This window comes from Demequina litoralis (genome assembly GCF_030418455.1).
GTDB classification, from domain to species: Bacteria; Actinomycetota; Actinomycetes; order Actinomycetales; family Demequinaceae; genus Demequina; species Demequina litoralis.
The window spans coordinates 457,141-478,839 of the sequence record NZ_JAUHPW010000001.1; the positions used below are offsets into that span (position 1 = coordinate 457,141).

The following is a 21,699-nucleotide window of genomic DNA, read 5'->3' on the forward strand; positions in this document are numbered from 1 at the left end:
GCAGGCTGATGAGGAGCGATCGTACTAACTCCTGCTCACGGCGAGCCGGACAGTTCCAGTAACGTTGGTTGACCGTCAATCGGGAGGACAGACGTGCACCTTGAGGAACTCGAGCGAGGGCTGAGAGTCGAGGGACTCATTCCTGGCCAGGTCGTCAACGTCGTGGCGACACAATGGCACGGATCAGACGCGCTGGAGTTGACCTACAAGGACCCGGGAGGAGCTCTGGGCCAACAGGTCGTCTTTCGAAAGGATGAGCCACGGCTCTCGGTGGCACAGTCCGGCAGCCGCCCGTTCGACGCCGAAGTAAGTGACTACAAGTTGGCCGCGGAGGCAAAGCGAATAGCGCTTGCAGGGCTGTTCGATCCGATGCTCGCGGTCGCGACGAGTGACGTCCAGCCGCTACCGCACCAGATTCGTGCGGTCTATGGCGAATTGCTGCCGCGAACGCCACTGCGCTTCCTGCTAGCGGACGACCCGGGAGCCGGCAAGACGATCATGGCAGGCCTGTACATCAAGGAACTGCTGCTTCGGGACGACGTCCGGCAATGCCTGATCGTGGCGCCTGGCGGCCTAGTTGAGCAATGGCAGGACGAGCTCTTCTTCAAGTTCGGGCTGCGGTTCGACTTGCTCACGAATCAGCTCATCGACGCAAACGTCAACCACAACGTGTTCGAGAGCCACCCTCTACTCATCGCACGCATGGACCAGCTTGCCCGCAATGAGCTGCTTCAGATGCAGTTGAAGGAGACTGAGTGGGACCTGGTCGTAGTAGATGAGGCGCACCGCATGGGAGCCCACTACTTCGGAGGGAAGCTCGAGAAGACCAAGCGCTTCCTCCTCGGTGAGGTGCTCGGCGACGTTACGCGGCACCTGCTTCTCATGACAGCAACACCTCACTCGGGCAAAGAGGAAGATTTCCAGCTGTTCCTGACTCTTCTGGACCGTGATCGGTTCGAAGGCAAGAACACGCAGTCGGTGGATCTTGACGGCGTCATGCGTCGGATGGTCAAAGAAGACCTCCTTACCTTCGACGGGAAGAAACTCTTCCCCGAGCGAATCGCGGAGACCGTCCCGTACGAACTAACCGCGCTGGAATATGAGCTCTACGAGGAGGTGACCGCGTACGTACGCGACGGCATGAATCGCGCGGAGCGGCTCGGCGGCCAGCGCAAGAACACGGTGGGCTTCGCACTCACCGTGCTTCAACGACGCCTCGCTTCAAGCCCTGAGGCTATCTACAAGAGCCTCGTGCGTCGTTCCGAGCGACTTGAGCGCAAGAAGCAGGAGATTCTGGCCGGGAGCTACGAAGAGACCGAACCAGCGTTCAACCTCGCCGACATCGACGACGATGAGTTCAGCGCCGCTGAAATCGAGGAGATGGAGGAGGAGCTTCTCGACGCGGCCACTGCCGTGCAGACAGTGGCCGAGCTCGATGCGGAACTGCTCGAACTCGCGTCTCTGATCGACACCGCGCTGCGCGTGCGGCAAGCAGGCAGTGACCGCAAGTGGGCAGAACTGTCGACGATTCTGCAGGACAACGCCGTCACTACAGACCGAAACGGCACGCCGCGGAAGTTCATCATCTTCACCGAACACCGCGACACATTGGACTACCTCCGCGGGAAGATCGGATCGCTCCTCGGACGCCCGGATGCTGTCCGCGCCATCCACGGCGGCGTACGGCGAGGTGAACGGCGCCAAATCACGGAGGAATTCTCAAAGAATCGCGACGTACAGATCCTGCTTGCGACGGACGCTGCGGGCGAGGGCCTGAACTTGCAGGCAGCGCACCTCATGGTTAACTACGACCTTCCCTGGAACCCGAACCGGATTGAGCAGCGGTTCGGGCGAATCCACCGAATCGGACAGCAGGAAGTGTGCCGGCTCTGGAATCTGGTCGCCGCAAACACGCGCGAGGGCGAAGTGTTCATCCGCCTGCTCGAGAAGCTCGAGCAAATGCGAGAGACCTACGGCGGCAAGGTGTTCGACGTCCTTGGCGAGGCTTTCGTCGAGACTCCGCTTCGTACGTTGCTGCTCGACGCGATCCAGTACGGTGAGCAGCCCGAGGTGCGGACCCGGATGCAGCAGGTGATTGACTCCAGCGTAGGCGACGGGCTCGAAGACCTACTCACCGAGCGCGCGCTCGCGTCAGAGCACCTGGCAGAGGCCGACTTGCGTACGCTTAGAGCCGCGATGGACGACTCGCGTGCGCGGCGCTTGCAGCCGCATTACATCGAGCTTGCGTTCAAGGCCGCGTTCTCCCGACTCGGAGGGCGCATGGTGCGACGCGAAGCGAGGCGCTACGAGATCGCGAACGTGCCACAACACGTACGGGCGGCCGCTAGGGCGCCGATCGCGACGAAGTACGACCGCGTCACGTTCGACCTAGACATCGCTGACTCGCGCGATAACGCTCGCACTGATCTGCTCGCACCGGGCCATCCGCTCCACGACGCCGTCATGGACGAGACGGTCCGGCGATACGGCGACGCCCTGAACCGCGGAACGATCCTGGTATCCCCGTCTATCGAGGAACCGCAACTCCTGGTGGGGGTCATTGAGGAGGTCACGGACGCCACTGGCGCCACTGTTGCACGACGTTTCGGCTACGCGTATGCCGCCGGCGACGGTGAGATTCGACCCGCTGGGCCCGCGCCATATCTGGATTGTGTCGAGGCGCCAGTGGCCGAGGCGCCGGTCTCGGCACAGGACTTTCCGTGGCTTGAGGATGCAGAAGCCCGCGCCGCGAGTTGGATCATTGCGAATCAGCTACCCCAGTACCTCGCCGAGGTCCAGCCTCGACGCCTCGCGGAGCTAACCAAGACCCGTCGCCTCGTAACGAACCGCCTCGAAAGCGAGCGCGACAGGCTTCTTCTGGATGCTGCGGTCGCGTCCGAGCGGGAACGCGCTGGAGAGCCGGTCAAGGAATCGTCGGCAAGTCTCACCCGAAAAGCCACCGAACTCGATATCCGACTCAGTAGGCGGCTGGGGGTGCTCGACCGTCAGGCGCTGATGTCGACGAAGCCACCACACATCGTGACGGCAGCACTGGTGCTCCCAGCGGCGCTCTTCGAGGGAGCGCTTCCAGGCTCGGCGCCGCTTCACGCCAAGGCGACAAAGGAAGTCGAGCGCCGCGGCGTCGACCTAGTGATGCAGTACGAGCGCGATCTCGGCCGGACACCAATCGAACAGGCCTTCAACAACAAGGGCTTCGACATCCTTTCTTCCGACGAAGCTGGCGACACCATCCGAATCGAGGTCAAAGCTCGGATACAAGGCGCCACCGACTTCCACGTCACCCACAACGAAGTCATGACCGGGAAGAATGCCTATCCTCGGTACCGTCTTGCACTAGTAGAGGTTGATCCCCGCGGTGCCGCTCATGATCAGGTGCGGTACCTCGACAATCCGTTTGCCACCACAGAACTAGGTGGCTTTGAGGCGACTGGCGTGCGAGGCGATTGGGCGAAGAACTGGGCCAAGGGCTCGGAGCCTTTCTAGTGCCGAGAACAGACCGCTCCGCCATTCTCCTCGCAGTACTTAGCAACCCGCCACTGACGGGCGGGGACCGCACTCTCAAACGTGCGCAGCTTGCTGCAGAGATACTCGGGTTCGACAAGGTGCACGTCGCAAACATGTTCGCAATCGCTTCCCATAGTTCCGGGGAAATATCGGATCTTGGAGCCGCAGAGTCCGGCTGGCTAGCCGCCAGGGCCGAGCTCAGATCCACTCTTCCGCTCGCGGGCGGCGTCTTGCTTGGCTACGGCGCAACGCTGCCTTCGGGGCCCGCACGCGCCCACTTTCGCACGCAGATCGACTGGCTTGACGAGGTTCTGGCAGAAGCCGGGATCCCCGTGTGGCAGGTCGGCGACGGCCCTCGTCATCCGTCTCGTTGGCAGCGCTGGACGCATCGGGCGCACCCCGGCGTTCCGTTCGACGAGGCGGTTCGGCGCAGTCTCCTCAGGGTGTCGGCCGATGCGTCGGTCCAAGCACACTAGGTTGGAATCTTGAGAGTGGCGGCCCCGTGCCGCTGATAGGCGCCCGTGCGGGGCAAGAGCGACGAGGGACTAGGTGCAGAAGCGGAAGCTAATCGAGGTGGCACTGCCGCTAGAGGCCATCAACCGTGAATCTGCGCGGGAGAAGTCGATCAGGCACGGTCACCCATCGACTCTCCATCTCTGGTGGGCGAGGCGACCGCTCGCCACGGCTCGGGCAATGCTCTTTGCCCAGCTAGTAGATGACCCCGTGAGCCATCCCGACCTCTACCCCACGGATGAGTCGCAGCGCCGTGAACGGGAGAGGCTTCACGGGCTCATTGAGCGTCTCGTGGTGTGGGAGAACGTGCGCGACGAGAGTCTGCTCGAAGAAGCTCGCGCGGAGATTCGACGCTCCACCCAAGGCGCTCCCCCACCGATCCTAGATCCGTTTGCCGGAGGGGGCACGATTCCTCTCGAGGCGCAGAGGCTCGGCCTCGACTCCCGAGCGTCCGACTTGAACCCTGTGCCAGTACTCATCAACAAGGCGCTCATCGAAGTTCCGCCCAATTTCGATGGGCAGCCCCCGGTGTACCCGGGCCTCGCTGACTCGCAAATGCGCACGTGGAACCGTGCCGAGGGCCTCGCGGCCGACGTCCGCGCCTACGGTCAATGGATTCGCGAACAAGCGGAGCGCCGGATTGGCAACCTGTACCCCAAGGCAGATCTGTCGGACGGCAGCAAGGCAACGGCAATTGCCTGGATCTGGGCCCGCACAGTTCGGTGCCCGAACCCGGCGTGCGGCATTGAAATGCCTCTCGCACGGACCTGGTGGCTCGGGAAGAAGAAAGGCAAAGAGGCCTACGTAGTCCCGGAAGTTGTGGCAGACAATGCCGACCCGTCCGGTCGATCAGTGTCCTTCCACATTGGGCATGATGTCGCCCTCGCACCGAAGGCCAACGCGGACGGCACCGTTAGACGAAACGACGCAAGGTGCGTTGCTTGCGAGACCGTCGTGTCGAAGGACTACATCAAGACCGAAGGTGTCGCACGTCGCATGGGCACAGTGCTCACTGCGATCGTTGCGGAAGGTAACCGCCAGCGCGTCTACCTCGAACCGTCTCGAGTCGCGATCGAGGCTGCCCGGATCTCCCCGCCCGACGACGTGCCAAGAGCTGAGCTCTCCCGGAATTCGCAGTACATGGGCGCACCCCTGTACGGCCTCACGACTCTGGCTGATCTCTTCACCAACCGACAGCTCGTCGCACTCACGACATTGAGCGATCTCGCAATGGAAGCCCGCGAGCAGGTGATTGCACACGGTGGAAGCACCGACTACGCGGATGCTGTAACGACATACCTCGGCTTGGCGGTGAGCCGCGGGGCGGATAGGCAATCTGCGCTGTGCTCTTGGGACTCGAGCCCGTCAAAAGAGCAGGTTCGCGGCGTTTTCGCTCGCCAGGCTATGGCGATGACGTGGGATATCGCCGAGGCGAACCCCTTCGCCAAGTCGAGTGGGACGTGGTCCGAAAGTGTCGAGTGGGTCGCCAAAGTGCTTGACTACCTGCCTGGACGCGGCTCGGGGCGAGCGACGCAGCAGAGCGCGACGGACGCAGATATGGCCGGCGTCGTAATTAGCACCGACCCGCCCTACTACGACAACGTGCCCTACGCTGACCTCTCTGACTTCTTCTACGGATGGCTGCGCAGGACCCTTCGGACCTGCCACCCCGCGCTCTTGGGGACCATTGCTGTGCCCAAGCAGGAAGAGCTCGTCGCGAACCCGGCACGCCAGGGTGGCAAGGACGGCGCTCGACAGTTCTTCGAAGACGGGTTCCGCCAGGTCTTCGAACGCGCTCAAGATCTGACGTCTGACGAGTACCCAATGGCGGTGTATTACGCGTTCAAGCAAAGCGAGGGCGACGAGGGAAGCGAGGCGTCAACCGGCTGGGAGACCCTGTTGGAAGGCATGATTCGGTCCGGGTGGATGATCACTGCGACCTGGCCGAGTCGGAGCGAACTCGCGAATCGAATTCGCAGCGTTGGCTCGAATGCACTCGCCTCGTCGATCGTCCTTGCGCTCCGAAAGCGGCCCGCAGACGCCGGCGCCATCGACCGCCGCACCTTCATCGACGCACTTGAAACTGAGCTACCGGACGCGCTGCGCAAGCTTCAGCAAGGGCAGATTGCGCCCGTCGACCTGCCTCAGGCTGCGATCGGCCCCGGCATGGCAGTGTTCAGTCGTCACAGCGCCGTCCTCGAGCCCACTGGCAAGAAGATGACGGTGCGATCAGCACTCGCGCGTATCAATGAAATCCTCGATCAGGTGCTCAACGAGCAGGAGGGCGATTTCGACGCGACATCGCGCTTCGCCATCGCCTGGTACCGCCAACACGGCTATGACGTCGGGGCGTTCGGCGATGCGAATAGTCTCGCCAATGCAAGAAATACCACGGTAGATTCTATGGACCGCGAGGGCATCCTCGTGAGCCGCGCGGGAAGAGTGCAGCTGATCAGGCCCGCGGACCTCAATCCGGACTACAACCCGGTTGAGGACCTCCGCGTAAGCACATGGGAAGCGCTTCACCACCTGATTCAAGTCCTGGAGAGCGACGGTATCGCCCAGGCAGGCCACTACCTTCAAGCTGCTCTGAGCCGCCGGGACGGCGCCGTGGACGCTGATCTTGTGAAGGAGCTCGCTCATCTCTTGTTCCGAGTAGCCGAGGGCAGAGGATGGAACAAGGATGCGATCTCCTTCAATAGCCTCGTGACGAGCTGGACCGAGATCCTTGAGGTGGCCCGGGCAGCGAGGAAGCCCGTCCAGGTTCAAGACGCATTTGACTTCGAAGAGGAAGACTAGGAATGGCTCTCAGCAACCGCGAACGAATCGGAAAGATGTTCGAGGTGATCGCACCGGCTCTCGATGACTACATCTCCTCGATTATCGGTGCGGTGGACCCCGCGGCCGGCGCCAACTGGGCAGAACTAGTTGCCGCGCGCGATGGAGGGGGAAAGAAGGTCTACGACCCCCTTGATCCTCAGGTCCAGTTTCGAATCCTGACGGATTCCTCGATCACGAACCACGTGAAGTCCCGTTGGTACCCGTTCTCGGACACGCTCGGCCGCGTCGGCGAAGCGTTCGCAACAGAGCTAAAGGGTGCGCGGAACACATGGGCACACAACGGCTCTTTTACCGACGATGACGCCTACCGCGTGCTTGATACCGCGGAAAGGCTCATGCGCCTTGTGGGACAACCTGCGGAGGCGGACGCCGTGCGCGACATTAGGCTCGACCTGCGTCGCGTCACTGCTGATCGAGCGGACAGGAAGGCGCTTCGAGCTGCTCTCGACAATCCCGAAGCTGCAGGTGGCATCAAGCCGTGGCGCGAAGTCCTCCAACCCCACGATGACGTAGCGACGGGCAATTTCCACGCCTCGGAGTTTGCGGCAGACCTCTACAAAGTTGCGACCGGCGGCGAGGGCGATGCCGACTACGCGGATCCGGTCGAGTTCTTCCGACGCACATACCTGACCGAGGGATTGAGCGACTTCATCGGGCGTGCTGTGCGCCGCCTCGCCGGCGATGACAACGCCTCCCCCGTCATCAATCTTCAGACAAACTTCGGGGGCGGCAAGACCCACTCGATGCTGTCACTCTGGCACATTGCGGCCGGGCTACCTGTTGGGGCCTTTCCGCAGGAAACCCAGGAACTGCTCCTCGCCAACGGCTACAGCGGGACCCAGGTGAACCGAGTGGCGATTGTCGGGAACCACTTCAGTCCGTCAGGCGTGGTCAAGCCTGATGGCACCCGAGTCAACACGCTCTGGGGGGAGTTGGCCTGGCAGCTCGGCGGTCGCGAAGGATTCAGCCTGGTTGCCGAGTCCGACCAGGACCGCACGCACCCCGGCGATGCGCTTCACGTCCTTTTGGACCGCTACTCCCCCGCAGTGATTCTCATCGACGAGTGGGTTGCCTATGCACGTGCCCTCGTGGGTCGTAGTGATCTTGCGGGTGGCACCTTCGACGACCAATTCACCTTCGCACAGTCGCTCACTGAAGCCGCAAAGGGCACCTCGGGCGTGCTCCTCGCTATTTCGATCCCGGCTTCGGAGAGCGGCGACGTAGCCGACGCCGTCGTCCCCGGAAACGCAGAGGAAGTTGGAGGCGAGCACGGCCTCGACGCGTTGAAGCGCCTTCAGAACGTCGTGCGCCGCGTGGCAGATCAGTGGCGTCCGGCATCTTCTGACGAGGCCTACCACATCGTGCGGCAGCGACTGTTCAAGCAGCCCGACGCGGCGTCGCTTGCATCCATCGGCGCTACCGCTCGCGCGTATGTCGAGATGTACCGCAAATACAGCGATGACTTCCCGCGCGAAGCATGCGACCCGGCATACGAAGACCGCATCAAGCGGACCTACCCCATCCACCCCGAGTTGTTCGACACCCTCTACGAGGAGTGGTCATCGCTTGAACGCTTCCAGCGGACGCGCGGTGTGCTCCGCCTCATGAGCACTGTCGTGCATGCGCTCTGGACTGGCGAGGACGCTTCCCCACTGATTCTCCCCGGGTCGATTCCACTCGCAACGGCCAATGTCAACTCGGAACTGACGCAGTATCTGCAGGACTCGTGGAAGGCCATCATCGACGCTGACGTCGACGGACCGAACTCTGAACCAGGGCGGATCGACAAGGAGAAGCCGCTGTTCGGTCAACGTGCTCTCACCAAGCGCCTTGCCCGAACTGTGTTCTTCGGTGCCGCGCCAACTATCGCACCGGGGTCGACGCACAAGGGGATAGGTACACAGCGCGTCTTCCTTGGCACGGCCGTTCCCGGTGACGTGCCTGGCAACTTCCACTCAGCCCTGACTCAGCTCGGCGACCGAGCAACGTACTTCTACTCCGGCTCGGGCAAGTTCTGGTACGACCTCCAGCCGAATATCACCCGCAAGGCAAAGGACCAAGCGGAGCGCCTACACAAGGAAGACGTGTGGGCCGAGATGGTGCGGCGCCTTCAGAGCCAAGCGCGCTCACGCGGTGACTTTGCCGGCGTCCACGTCTGTCCGGAGAGCAACGCAGACATCCCCGACCTCGATGAGGCCAGGCTGGTGATCCTGCATCCGAAGGCGTCTCACAAAGCAAAGACTGATTCCGGGGCAAAGGCGTTTGCCAAGCTCGCCACCGAACAGCGAGGCGGCGCAAACCGCACCCATCGCAACATGCTGGTGTATCTGGCAGCTGACGAAGCCCGCCTCGACGAGCTCGAAGCCGCGACCCGTGACTATCTCGGTTGGACCCACGTTCTGGCCAATGAAGTCGAACTTGACCTAACACAGAACCAACGGAACCAGGCCGCGCAGCGGCAGCGACAGGCGGACGAGACCGTCGGCGCGCGCCTGCGTCAGACCTACGTATGGGCGCTAGTTCCAACCCAGCCTGACCCAAGTGCCCCTTTCGTGATCCGAGAGACCAAGGTTGAGGGGCAGTCTGAGTCCTTGGCTGAGCGGGCTTCCCGGCGACTCGGCAATGACGGCGACCTGTCGACCCGCCAAGCGGCCGCGACCGTACGCTTGGCGATTGGCAAGATCCCGCAGATATGGAGCGACGGCCACGTAGCGCTCGGAATCCTGTGGGGGCTCTACAGCCAGTACCCCTATATGCCGCGGCTCCGCGACCGCGCGGTGCTGGACCGCGGCGTCACAGATATGCCGATGCTCTGGCAGCATGACGCGTTCGCCCTCGCGACGTCCTTCGACGAAGCTACTGGTCGCTACGTCGGGCTTTGGTATCCGACAGCGAACGCGGCTTTGACTCCTCCTCAGGTCACAGACAGTCTGCTGCTGGTGCGCGCCGACGTAGCCACCGCCCAGATCGAGGCGGAGGCCGCGGAGCAGGCGCCTGTCTCTCCTGTTGAACACGATCATGCGGATGCGCCGCAACGCAAGCAAGATCGATACTTGCGCGACATGCCGCAACGCCCCGTCAAGAACCGCTTCTACGGCGTCAAGACCCTTGGCACCAATAGGATCGCCTCTGACTTCCGAGACGTAGCCGAGGAAGTCATTGCGAACCTGCGTGCAAGCGAAGACGTCGAGTTGACAGTGCGCATCGAGATCGAGGCAATCAGTAGCGGTGGCTTTGGGGAAGGTGTCGTCCGCACGGTGGCCGAAAACACTCACGCCCTCAAGTTTGAACAGTCCGGCTTCGAAGAGAGCTAGGGAGCCTGGTTCGCGAGGCCGCTGACTCACTTGCCCCGCGAACCTGGCTAAGTTCCAGCCGCCGACCGAGCTGGTGCCGCGCCTACGGGTTCTTCACGGTCCACACTAGGCGGGGCCCATTTCGCGCGCGTGAAGCGCCATAGCTCTTCGCGCATACGCGGCTCTTCGTTGCTCGGCGTCGACACCGCGCGTCTTGACCGCGTGGCAGTTGGGGCAGAGAGCCACGGCGTTGCTCGGATGGTCACGCCCACCAAGAGCAAGGTCGACTGCGTGATCGACGTCGAGGAAGGGCCGGCCCGACCGACTGAGCCCGCTGGGCATGCCTCCGCACTCAATACCCTCGCATTGGCCGTTCGCGCGGTCTAGCACGATCGCCTGCACGGCCGCCGAACGCCTGTAGCGACGAGTCGTCGAGGCAGTAGCTGAGGCCTCGGAGTCCGAACGCTGCTCAAGCGACGCGACGGCCAACCTGTAGCTTGCCCGGCTCCGCGGAGCAGAATGGCCAAGACCCAGCGCTTGGAATGCCCGGACCCGCGCGAGCTCGTCGTCGCTCGCCAGATAGGCCCCGGCGAGCTCTGGAAGAGCGAGCACTCGCGCGTTGTGGCCCAGATCGCCCTCTTCCTTGCCCTCTTTGATGTCGTGAAGGGTCCGCACCTGGAAAGTCGCCGGAAGCCCGGCAGCGCGCTGTGCGGCCTCCATTTGGAGGTCGACATAGGTGAGCGCGCGCAAAGCGTAGATGAATTCGAACTCCGCACCACCGGACTTGCCCCAGAGTTCTCCCGCGAGCTTCGGACTATGTGCGGTACCGACTACTCGTCCTAGCTGGAAGATCTGGCCCTTGGCGAAGAAGAGCACGACATCCCCCGGGTCCATCCGCTCCCAAGTGGGCCGTCGGTTGCGACGCGTGCCCCAGAAGCCCAGAAGACGGCTCCCGGCTTCAGCTTGCCAGCGCACTGCAAGTTCCTCAGTGATCACTCCGCGGAGAGCAAGCGACTCGAGATCTTGGAGACGAAACACGGTCCGGTCGAGGTTGCCAGCAGCATTCTTGTCAGCCGCTGGCTGGAAGAAGACTCTCGGAGCCATTCAGCACCCCCATGTGTCCAGGGCTCGCACCTAGACGATAGTGGACCACCACTTGCCCGCCGCTCCCGCCGTGCCCGAAGCGAGGTTGAAGCACGGCAGTGCTTGTAGCGGGCTGGTCGGGTCCCGGAACGGCTGGGCGGAGCGTTGCGGGCGCGACAAGGACGTGGTCACGCCGTTCGTCCGCTCCGACCGCCGAGCCCTCAACGATGATCGTCAAGCGGGCCAGATCGAGACGGCTGCCTCAGCGAACTCTGCCTGCCGGCTCTCGATTGTCGCGGCGTCCCACTCGGCGTGTTCCGCTGCTCCCTGCGTCAATGAGAGCTGCGACGTGGCAAGGACGGGCCGCTTGACGCCCCAGGGCTTGTTGCCGATGCGCCCGTTCGGACCTTTCTGCAGCAACGCCATGTTCCCAAGTCTGAACGCGTAGGCCTTCGCGCTGTCATCTGTGAAGGCAGGCCACTCTGACCTGGTCGAGTTCTTTGGCAGCACGTGCTCGAGGTTCACCTGGTCTTCATCTGAGTTGGGCACAAGCTCCGGCTCCGCGTCGCCGCGGGCGTCCTTCTCGAGTGCCGCCAGGTAGTACCGTGCTAGCGCGGAGCGCGGAACCCTCACATTCGCGAACGCGGCCCGGAACTCGTCATCTGACGCGATGATGCTCGCGAGCTCAGCGCGAGTCTCGTCTACAGTCTTGATTTCGCCGCTACGGATCTTCACGGCAGCGTCACAGTACGCGCGCTCCGTAGTACCGCCACCGATGCCGCCGACTACGAGGCCCCGGACGGACCATGAGACGAGCGCGCGCAACAGCGCCTTGAGTTCAGTTTGTGTGAAGTGCTGCATGGCGGCCAGTAGCAACGGCCGATGCTGCTCCAGGTCGAGTCTGAGGAGCGTTTCGACATTTGCCCGTTCACCGGAGGACCACCCCGTCCAGAAGTCGTCCTCGGTGGACAGAATCGCCGCATAGAAGCCCGCCGCCTTCTGGAGGCCCGCCACGAGGGCGACGGCACCCGCCTCTCCCGTGATCTCCTCCTTGATCTTCGCGTAGAGCTCGCGCTCTCTAGTCGCGCCATACCTCGAGCTCCAGTAGTGCCGCAGAAACGCCGTGAAAAGCGACTCCTCCTTCGCGAGGTCGAGCGCCCCAAGGGTCTGCATCCAGCCGTCGCGCACCGTGTCGAGGCGGCTCCCAGCCCTGCCAAACAGGTAGTTCTTGAGCAGATCCGCGATTGTGAGGTCGGCACCGCGGTCATTCAGAGTCTCGAAGATTAGGAATGCATCGGCCTCGGTGGGCACCAAGACGCGAATCACGCGAACCCTGTCTTTGAGGAACGTGACCCATGCGAACAGGTGCTGCATCCAATTGGCGCCGGCGCTATTCGCAGTCTCGGTGACACGGGACCGCAGCGTCTTGTACGCGTGGGCAAGCTTGCGGTGGCTCGCGCGCGTTCGCTCAACCGCGTCTGGATCGCCCTCCTCAACCACAACCTGCCGGAAGTATGCGTCGTCGTCGCTGTTCAGCGTGAGGTGCGGGGTCGCTTCACCGGTCCCCAGGTTCAGACGCGCAATGAAGTCTGTTTGAACAACTCCAGCCCGCGCATCGTCACCGCGCTCTCGGTACTCGTCGCGGATCGCAGCCAACAGGATGGTCGTGGTTGCCAGGCGCTGCTGCCCGTCGATGACTGAGACTCGCCCATCCTGCCCTTCCGAAGTCAGCACTACCGTCCCCAGGAAGTACTCCGCTGTCCCCTCCTTGAGGAACGCGGCCTGCAGATCCGCCCAGTAGTCGGAGATCTGGTCCTTGCCCCATGAGTAGGAACGTTGATAGATCGGCACGCCAAGTGAGTTCTGCTGGAGAACGGTGGCGACACCCTCAAGAGCAAACGTAATCTGGCTGGCAGGCGAGGTCATAGTGCGTCCCCATTCGCGCGTTGGTTGAGTCTGACCCACAAGCTAGTGGTGCGCGCGCCTCCCGGGGCAAGCCGAAACGCGGGTTCCGCCAATCGGATGGAGCTTGTGCGCGACGTTGCGGCCAAACGCCAGCGTCGTAGGCTGGCAGCGCTATTCGGTGACTCGGATCTGGACCGGCTTGTGATCTGGTCCGTTGAGGTTGAATATCCAGTCACTTTCGGGATTCTCCCCGGCTTTCGCGACAAACACCAACGAGTCGTAGAAGTCCTCTGGGCGCTGCCGGCGCCATTCCTCCTGCGCTGCGTCGAGCGCGCGACTCGGCACGAGATCCTTGCACCGGATCTTCCATTGCTCGGGTCCATCCACACGAGCACGAAGCGGCACCGTGTCCCAGAAGAGCGCCGTCTTCCGATTCGAGTCAACGTCCGACTGGCGCAGCCTCTGCACGGAGTCCTTGAACACGTCGTATAGAGGCGCGGCGAGCAGCCTCACCTGGAAACGCGCCATGCTCTCAACCGCTTCCGTCGTCGCACGAGCTTCCGGCTGCGTCGAGTCGTCGGATACTGACTTGCTCGCAGCAACGACCTCAGCCGCCACCAACCTGGTGTTCACGGGCACGGTGTCGGTCGCAGCATCAGCAGTGTCAGCCGGGCGAATCCAACGCTCAGAGACCCACCACCGGCCGCTCAGCGCAACAAGCAAGAGGTAGATGCCGGCGACGGCGAGAGCGCCTGCGACCCAGTCGAACCCAAGTCCCGGTGTGGGCCTGACGAGGTATGGCTGGTCGCCGGGCAAGTCTCCAGTCAACAACAGGAGCGGAGTGCCGAGCAGGGCCAAGCCGATCCAGCCAACACCCCCCGGTGGCCGCTCCATGAAGCTGCGCGCTGCGTGATCATTGGCGTCGTCGAGTTTCACGGATGAAAGTTAGCAGGCCCGGCTCGACCGATCGCGTGGCCGCAATTTGGCCGCGCAAGCACCGTCATCTGCCAGACACACCAGTCAGCACTCACACGTATAAGACCTCGTAGATCGAAACAACTGGCAAAGTCAGGCAACAGCAAGGCACACAGCACGACTACGAGCTCTACTACGACTGCTGAGTCGTAGCGCTCGTCGGAGGCCCGTCGTCCCGTTTGGGGGCGGCGGGCCTTCCGCTTTCCAGGGACGATGCAGCGACGGGACGATGCGGCGACGGGCGGGCGGGCGGGCGGGCGGGCGGGCTCGCCACCGCCGTCACGATTGGTACCAATCGTGACGAGTCGGCCCCGGATCGTGCCGAGTGGTACCAATCGGTACGGTCTGAGACGGCGACCGGGCCCGACAGGCGTGCGCGACCTACCGCAGCGCCGCCACGAGCTGCGCGGCCATCGCGACGATGCGGTTGTCGTCGGCCTCCGGCGTGAAGCCGAGCCGCGCGATCACGACGCCCTCGGAGGGCACCACGACGACCTTCTGGCCGTCGTGGCCCGACGCGAAGTACGTGTCCGCGGGCAGCTCCTCGTCGATGACCGACCCGTCGGCGCGGGTGTTCGCCCACCAGCCCGAGGCGTAGCCGTCCGAGCCTGGCTCCACCTCGGCGTCCACCGGGCGCGTGGACTCCGCCATCCACCCCTCGGGGAGGAGCCGCTCACCGTCCCACACGCCGTCCTGCAGCACCAGCTGCCCGATGCTCGCCCACTCGCGCGGCGTCGCCCACATGTAGGAGCCGCACACCGGCGTGCCGGACGCGTCGGCCTCCATCACCGCGCTCGCCAGCCCCAGGGGCGCGAACAGCTCACGGCGGGGCAGGTCCGCTCCCCCGCGGCCCTCGGTCACGACGTCGCACAGCAGGGTCGTCGAGCCGCTCGAGTACTGCAGATACGACCCGGGCTCGTGCGCGAGCTCCTGCGCGGCGACGTAGGCGCCCATGTCGGGCTCGAGGTAGAGCATGGGGGTGATGGGCGTGCCGAGGTCGTAGGTCTCGTCCCACGTCAGCCCGCTCGTCATCTGCATGAGCTGACGGATGGTGATGGACGCGCGCGCGTCGGTCCAGCCGGGCACCAGGTGGTCGTCGTCGAGCGACACCTCGCCCTGCTCGACGAGCCGCCCGACCAGCAGGTTCGTGACGCTCTTGGTCATCGACCAGCCCAGCTGGGGCGTCTCCGGGCCGAAGCCGTCCGCGTAGCGCTCGGCGAGCAGCTCGCCGTCCTTGAGCACCACGACGCCGCGCGTCCCGAGGGCGGCGCGCGCCTCCTCGCCCAGGTCGTCGCCGAAGCCGTAGGCCAGCGCGTCGGCGACCGCCGCATCGTCGCCCGCGGCGAGCGGCAGGGCGGCGTAGGGGTTGCCCTCCGGCGAGACGTCGGTCGGCTCGGGCAGGCCGGCTGGGCGCTCGGACGCAAGCGTGCAGCCGTACCCGTCGGTCGCCCACGCCTCCTGGGCCGCGAGCACGCCGAACACGCCCGCGGTCGCGGCCGAACCATCGGAGGCCACCGACGTCCGCATCACGGGAACCAGGGGGTTCGGCGGCAGGTCGGCCGCCGCATCGTCCCGCCCGGCGATCGCCTCGAGCGCGCACGCGTGGTGCGCCGCGTAGCCCGTCCCCGTGACGAGCAACGGCCGCTCGTACCAGTAGGCGGCGGTGATGCCGACGGCGACGGTGGCGGCGGCGGCGAGAACGATCGTGCGGAGGCGTGGCATGGAGGCCGGGGGTCCCTTCGGAGTCGACCCGATCGCGCCCGGCTCCCGCCGTCCTCGTTGAGGCGGGTCGCCCTGAGGGCGCCGATCGAGCGGCCCAAGACTACGGCACGCGCGAGACTCTCCCGGACCGCCGCCGCGGGGACGATGCGGTGGTCCCGGACCGTCGGCGGGCTACGGCAGGATGGGCGCGTGACTCAGAGGTGGACCGGCCGGACCGGGTGGACGCTCACCCGCGACGGATCCCGCCTCACGCTCGCGGTCGACGGCTCCACCGCGGTGATCGCGGGGCGCGACGCCGCACGGCTGAGCGTGTCGTGGTGGTGGTTCCGGCGCTGCCTGCGCCTGGAGCCGGTCGACGGCACGCGACGGCTCCGCCTGCCGGGACTGGACCGCGTGGCCGCCCGCGAGATCGACCTCGCGCTCACGCGCATCGTCACCCGCGCGAAGGTCCGGGAGGCCGTCGCGACGGCCGCCGCGCGCGAGCCGGTCTTCGAGCGCCTGCTCGCGACCCGCGTGCGCCTGCAGCGCTGGATCGCGTACGACGATGCGTCCGCGATCCTCGCGGGCCTCCCCCGCCACGCCGATGTGATGGCGTCCCTCACCGCCGCCGAGCGCGCCGGCCTCGACCACCACCTCACGGAGACGGAGCGGCGCGCGCTGGACTTCCTGTCGCAGGACCACCGCGGCCGGGTCGCGGCGGCCAACGCCGAGATCGCGCGCCGCGAGCTCATCGCGGGCCGGTCCTTCTTCGACGCGGTCGAGCGCACGCCGCTCACCGACGAGCAGGCGCGCGCCGTCGTCACGTTCGACAACCGCGTCCGGGTGATCGCCGCCGCCGGCTCCGGCAAGACGTCGGTGATGGTCGCGCGAGCGGCGTACGCGGTCCGGCGCGGCCTGGTCGACCCCGACCGCATCCTCATGCTCGCCTTCAACGCGGATGCCGCCACCGAGCTGCGGGGCCGCGTCGACGCGCGCCTCGGCGCGCTCGGGCTCCCGTCCGAGGGGATCCGCGCGAGCACGTTCCATGCCTTCGGACGGGCGGTCATCGGCGAGGCGACGGGCCGAGCGCCGCGCATCGCGCCGTGGGTCGAGGGCGGCCGCGACGTCGACAAGGTCCGCGAGCTCATCGCGACCGTGCGCGCGGACGCAGGGCCCGATGCCCCGAGCGGCGCGATGGCGGCGCAACCCGACAAGGACCTCGCGCCGCTGGTGCGCACGTTCATGTCGCACGTCAAGGCGAACGCGCTCACCCGCGAGGACGTCGCGCGGCGGCTCGCGCGCACCCCCGAGCTCGACACCGCCCGCACGCGCGCCTTCCTGGACCTCTGCTGGCGCGTCCACGCACGCTGGGACGCCGAGCTCCGCGCGACGGGCACGGTCGACTTCGACGACATGCTCGTGCGCGCCGCCGAGCTGCTCGAGGCGGACCCGTCGCTCGCGCGCTGGGACCTCGTCATGGTCGACGAGTTCCAGGACACCAGCCGCGCCCGCGCCCGGCTCATGAAGGCGCTCCTCCAGGGGCGGGGGAAGCACCTGCTGGCCGTCGGCGACGACTGGCAGGCCATCAACCGGTTCGCGGGCGCCGACCTGTCCGTCATGACGGACTTCGGCACCGTCTTCGGCCCGGCGCTCACCCGCCGCCTGCAGACCACGTTCCGCACCACCCAGGTCACCGCCGACGTCGCGGGACGGTTCGTCTCCCGCAACCCCGCTCAGATCGCCAAGACGGTCCGCTCCGCGCGCGGACCGGGCGGCGCGCCGGTGAGGGTGGTGCGCGTCGCGCGCAAGGGCGACCTGGCGCGGGCGGTCGAGGCGCGCCTGGAGGAGCTCGCCGGGGCCTCGCCCGGCGCGACGGTCGACGTGCTCGGGCGCTACGGCTTCGACCAGAAGCTCGTGCCGACCCGGCGCTTCGACGGGCTCGAGGTCCGTTTCCGCACCGTCCACCGCTCGAAGGGGCTCGAGGCGGACCACGTGATCCTGCCGAACGTCACCCGGGGCCGCTACGGCTTCCCGGGGACCATCGGCGACGACCCGGTGCTGAGCCTCGCGATCGCCGCCGACGACGGCTACCCCGACGCCGAGGAGCGCCGTCTCTTCTACGTCGCGCTCACGCGTGCGCGGCAGACCGTGACGATCCTCACCGTGAGGCACCGGGAGTCGCCGTTCGTCCTCGAGCTGCTCGAGGACCCGGACGTCGAGGTGGTCGACGCCGCGGCGCCGCTCCCGACGGAGGCCGCCCGCCCCTGAGACGGGACGGGCGACCGAGGCGGGCAACCCGCAGGAGGGTCCGAGGCGGACGCCTCAGCTGCGCGCGCCGCCCTCCTCGTCGGCGCGTGCGGTGCCGGTCGCGGCGGGGATGGCCGCCGCATCGGCGCCGGAGATCTGCTCGCCCACGGCGGCCACCGCGGGCTCGAGGTCCTCGCCGTGCACGGCGGCGCCGTGGGCGCCGCCCGGCATCGGGCTTCGCACGAGCAGCGCGGCCGTCGCGGCGGCGAGCAGCACCGCTGCGACAGAGATCCACATGGCGGTCGAGAACCCGTGGACGGTCGCGTCGGCGAGCTGGGCGGGCGTATCGCCGCCGTGGTCAGCGATCCAACTCGTCGTGGCGGTGGCCGCGACAGTGTTGAGGAGCGCGATGCCGATCGACCCGCCCACCTGCTGGGTGGTGTTGAGCGTCGCGGACACGACGCCCGCATCGGTCCCGCGCACGCCGCCGGTCGCGGTCGCCATCGACGGCATGAAGGTCATGCCCATGCCGAGCCCGAGGAGCAGGAGGCCCGGGAAGATGTGGAGCCAGTAGGTCGAGTCGACGTCGATCTGCGTGAGGAAGGTGAGCGCCGAGGCTGCGATGAGCATGCCGGGCAGCATGAGTCGGCGAGGTCCGACGCGCGGCAGCAGGCGCGCGGAGATGCCGACCGCGCCGGTCATCATGCCCAGCACCATGGGCAGGAACGAGACGCCGGTCTTGAGGGGCGAGTACCCCTGGATCCCCTGCATGTAGTAGGTGAGGAACAGGAAGACGCCGAACATGCCGATCTGGGTGAGACCCACCGCGGCGAGCGCGCCGACCCGGTTGCGGTCGCGCAGCAGGTGGAGCGGCAGGAGCGCGTGGGGCGTGCGACGCTCCACCAGCACGAACACCGTGAGCAGCACGGCCCCGAGCGCGAACATGGTGAGGACGAGTGTCGAGGCCCAGCCGTGCTGCTCGGCCTCGCTCAGCGCGAAGACGATCGCGAGCACGCCGCCCGTGGCGAGCAGCGCGCCCGGGATGTCGAGCCGCGTGCGCACGCCGGCCGTGCCGTGGTTGTGCAGGAACAGCGTGGCGCCGACGACCGCGACGACCGCGATCGGCACGTTGACCATGAGCGTCCAGCGCCAGTCGAGGTACTGGGTGAGCGTGCCGCCGAGGATGAGGCCGAGCGCGGCGCCGCCGCCCGCGATCGCGCCGTAGACGCCGAGCGCGCGTGCCCGCTCCTTCGGGTCGGTGAACGTCACGTTGAGCATGGACAGCGCCGCCGGCGCGAGGAGCGCGGCGAACACGCCCTGGAGGGCGCGGGCGATGATGAGCATCGCGAAGGTCTGCGAGACGCCGCCGAAGGCGGACGCGACCGCGAAGCCGACGAGCCCGACGATGAGGGTCTGCTTGCGCCCGAACACGTCGCCGAGGCGGCCGCCGAGCAGCAGGAGCCCCCCGAAGGCGAGCGTGTACGCGGTGATGACCCACTGGCGGTCGGCGTCGGAGATGCCGAGGTCCGCCTGCGCGGTGGGCAGCGCGATGTTGACGATGGTCATGTCGAGCACGACCATCAGCTGTGCGAGGCCGATCGCGGCCAGGCCCCACCAGCGGCGGGGGTCGGGTGTGGTGTCCATGGATGCCTTTCGTGTCCGCGCCGGGGCGCGCGGTGGTTCCGGGGAGGCGGCGTCGCCGGGATGCCCCGGTCCCTCGACGGGGACGGGGCGCGGGCGGGACGATGCGGTTCCTGGGGAACTTCCTAGCCGCCCGGTAAGTTACACACAGGACGCTATGCTGGAACTGACCGGCCGTCAAGTTGATTCCCGAGATCGATCCGAGATCCGCGAGAGAGGAAGCGATGTCCGAGACCGCCACCCGCCGCCGCGGCGACACGCGCGAGCGCATCCGGGACGTCGCCCTCGACCGCTTCACCACCAATGGCTACGACCAGACGTCGTTGCGCGAGATCGCCGAGGACCTGGGCGTGACGAAGGCCGCGCTGTACTACCACTTCAAGTCCAAGGAGGAGATCCTCGAGTCGCTGCTCGCGGAGGCATCCTCCGAGATCGACGCGCTCGTGGTGTGGATGCGCGCCGAACCGTCGACCCGGGAGCGCCGCCTCGAGATGATCCGTCGCCTCGGCGACATCACGCACGGCGTCCCCGGCGACGTGATGCGCTGCGTCCAGCAGAACGAGGTCGCGCTCCAGAACCTCGCCTCGACGAGCCTCGTCCACGACGTCAAGGTGCGGCTGTGGGAGGCGGCGATGCCCGAGGAGGCGTCGATCGAGGACCGCCTGCGCATCCGGATGGCGATCATGACCGTGCTCGTCGCGAACAAGCCGGGCAGCGACCTGGGCGGCACCTCCGCCGAGCGCGAGGCGGCCGCGCAGGCGATCGCAGCCGACCTGGTGCCGTAGCGCTCCCCTACCCGGCCATCTCCTCCTGCCGGGTCGCGGCCTCGAGGGACGCCGCATCCGCGGTGTAGCCGTCGATGTGACGCTCCGCGGGCCCGTCGTACAGGCTGAGCGGCCGGATCAGCGCGTTGTGCGCGAGCTGCTCCTGGATGTGCGCCGTCCACCCTGCGATGCGCGAGGCCACGAAGATGGGCGTGAAGAGCTCGGTGTCGAAGCCCATGAGGTGATACGCGGGACCGGACGGGTAGTCGAGGTTGGGGTAGATGCCCTTGCGGCCGACGAACTCGGCCTCCAGGGCGTCGTAGAGGGCCGCGATGTCGGGCCGGTCGTAGTGCGCGATGAGCGTGTCGAGCGCCGCCTTCATCGTGGGCACGCGGGAGTCGCCGCGCTTGTAGACGCGGTGGCCGAAGCCCATGATCTTGCGCTTGTGCGCCAGCGCATCGTCCAGCCACGGCACCACGTTGTCCGCGCTGCCGATCTCGTCGAACGTGCGCATGACGGCCTCGTTCGCGCCGCCGTGGAGCGGGCCCTTGAGCGCGCCGATCGCCGCGACGATCGCGCTGTAGTAGTCGGACAGCGTCGACGTCACCACCCTCGCGGTGAAGGTCGACGCGTTGAACGAGTGCTCGGCGTAGAGCGTCATCGAGACGTCGAAGGCCTTGCGCACCACCTCGGGGGGCTCCTCGCCGAACGTCATCCATAGGAAGTTCGCGGCGTAGCCGAGGTCGTCCCGCGGCGCGATCATCGGCAGCCCGCGGCGGTGGCGCTGGATGTAGGCGACGACGGCCGGGATCTTCGCGATGAGGATCAGCGCCTTGTCCCGGATCTCCTCCGGGTCGTCGCTCCACGCCGTCGGGTCCTCGCCGCCCATGACGCTCACCGCGGTCCTCACGACGTCCATGGGATGCGACTCGTCGGGCAGCCTCTCGATCACGCCCATGAGCCGGTCCCCGAGCTCGCGGTGCGAGCGTTCGCGCGCGATGCTGCGCGCGAGCTCATCCGGCGTCGCCAGGTCCCCGCGCCACAGGAGGTTGACCACCTCCTCGAACGAGCACATGGCCGCGAGCTCCTGGACCGGGTAGCCCCGGTAGAGCAGCGAGTTCGTCTCGACGTTGACCTTGGACACGGCCGTGGTGTCGGCGACGACGCCCACGAGTCCCTTCCTGATCTCGGTGCTGTCGCTCATGATCACT

11 protein-coding genes are annotated in these 21,699 nt (G+C 66.3%); 5 read left to right on the forward strand and 6 right to left on the reverse strand.

What is annotated here, in order from left to right; translation table 11 throughout:
* Positions 1-93: 93 nt before the first annotated feature.
* From QQX09_RS02085 to QQX09_RS02095, 3 genes are all read left to right on the forward strand, one after another.
* Positions 94-3,504, forward strand: a complete 3,411-nt coding sequence (locus tag QQX09_RS02085) for a DUF8742 domain-containing protein (RefSeq protein WP_301131036.1) — start codon at positions 94-96, stop codon at positions 3,502-3,504.
* A 594-nt stretch (positions 3,505-4,098) separates the two neighbouring features.
* Positions 4,099-6,837, forward strand: coding sequence for a DUF1156 domain-containing protein (locus QQX09_RS02090; RefSeq protein ID WP_301131157.1), 2,739 nt, complete (start codon positions 4,099-4,101; stop codon positions 6,835-6,837).
* Between the two features lie 2 nt (positions 6,838-6,839).
* Positions 6,840-10,193 (forward strand): DUF499 family protein, encoded by a 3,354-nt coding sequence (locus QQX09_RS02095; RefSeq protein ID WP_301131037.1) that lies wholly within the window; start codon positions 6,840-6,842, stop codon positions 10,191-10,193.
* Between the two features lie 105 nt (positions 10,194-10,298).
* On the opposite strand, the gene QQX09_RS02100 is transcribed toward QQX09_RS02095, so the two are convergent.
* The 4 genes from QQX09_RS02100 to QQX09_RS02115 all read right to left on the reverse strand — a co-directional run bounded on the left by QQX09_RS02100 (position 10,299) and on the right by QQX09_RS02115 (position 15,857).
* Positions 10,299-11,048, reverse strand: a complete 750-nt coding sequence (locus tag QQX09_RS02100) for an HNH endonuclease (RefSeq protein ID WP_301131038.1) — start codon at positions 11,046-11,048, stop codon at positions 10,299-10,301.
* Positions 11,049-11,489: 441 nt separating this feature from the next.
* Positions 11,490-13,181 carry a DUF262 domain-containing protein gene (locus tag QQX09_RS02105; protein WP_301131039.1) on the reverse strand — a complete coding sequence of 564 codons (1,692 nt, stop codon included), beginning with the start codon at positions 13,179-13,181 and terminating at the stop codon, positions 11,490-11,492.
* A gap of 150 nt (positions 13,182-13,331) precedes the next feature.
* Positions 13,332-14,096: a hypothetical protein gene (locus QQX09_RS02110; RefSeq protein ID WP_301131040.1), complete on the reverse strand. Its 765-nt coding sequence runs from the start codon at positions 14,094-14,096 to the stop codon at positions 13,332-13,334.
* Between the two features lie 420 nt (positions 14,097-14,516).
* The gene (locus QQX09_RS02115) at positions 14,517-15,857 is read right to left on the reverse strand and encodes a serine hydrolase domain-containing protein (RefSeq protein WP_301131041.1); all 1,341 of its coding nucleotides are present in this window, start codon (positions 15,855-15,857) and stop codon (positions 14,517-14,519) included.
* A 189-nt stretch (positions 15,858-16,046) separates the two neighbouring features.
* Here QQX09_RS02115 and QQX09_RS02120 point away from each other — a divergent pair, with 189 nt between their 5' ends.
* On the forward strand, positions 16,047-18,104 hold the full coding sequence (locus tag QQX09_RS02120; protein ID WP_301131042.1) for a UvrD-helicase domain-containing protein: 2,058 nt from the start codon (positions 16,047-16,049) through the stop codon (positions 18,102-18,104).
* Positions 18,105-18,158: 54 nt separating this feature from the next.
* On the opposite strand, the gene QQX09_RS02125 is transcribed toward QQX09_RS02120, so the two are convergent.
* Entirely contained in the window at positions 18,159-19,727 is a 1,569-nt protein-coding gene (locus QQX09_RS02125) for an MFS transporter (RefSeq protein WP_301131043.1), read from the reverse strand.
* Between the two features lie 221 nt (positions 19,728-19,948).
* On the opposite strand from QQX09_RS02125, the gene QQX09_RS02130 reads away from it, so the two are divergent.
* Positions 19,949-20,509: a TetR/AcrR family transcriptional regulator gene (locus tag QQX09_RS02130; RefSeq protein ID WP_301131044.1), complete on the forward strand. Its 561-nt coding sequence runs from the start codon at positions 19,949-19,951 to the stop codon at positions 20,507-20,509.
* A 7-nt stretch (positions 20,510-20,516) separates the two neighbouring features.
* Here the strand turns inward: QQX09_RS02130 and QQX09_RS02135 are convergent, their stop codons facing one another.
* The gene (locus QQX09_RS02135) at positions 20,517-21,692 is read right to left on the reverse strand and encodes a bifunctional 2-methylcitrate synthase/citrate synthase (protein WP_301131045.1); all 1,176 of its coding nucleotides are present in this window, start codon (positions 21,690-21,692) and stop codon (positions 20,517-20,519) included.
* Between the last annotated feature and the right edge of the window lie 7 nt (positions 21,693-21,699).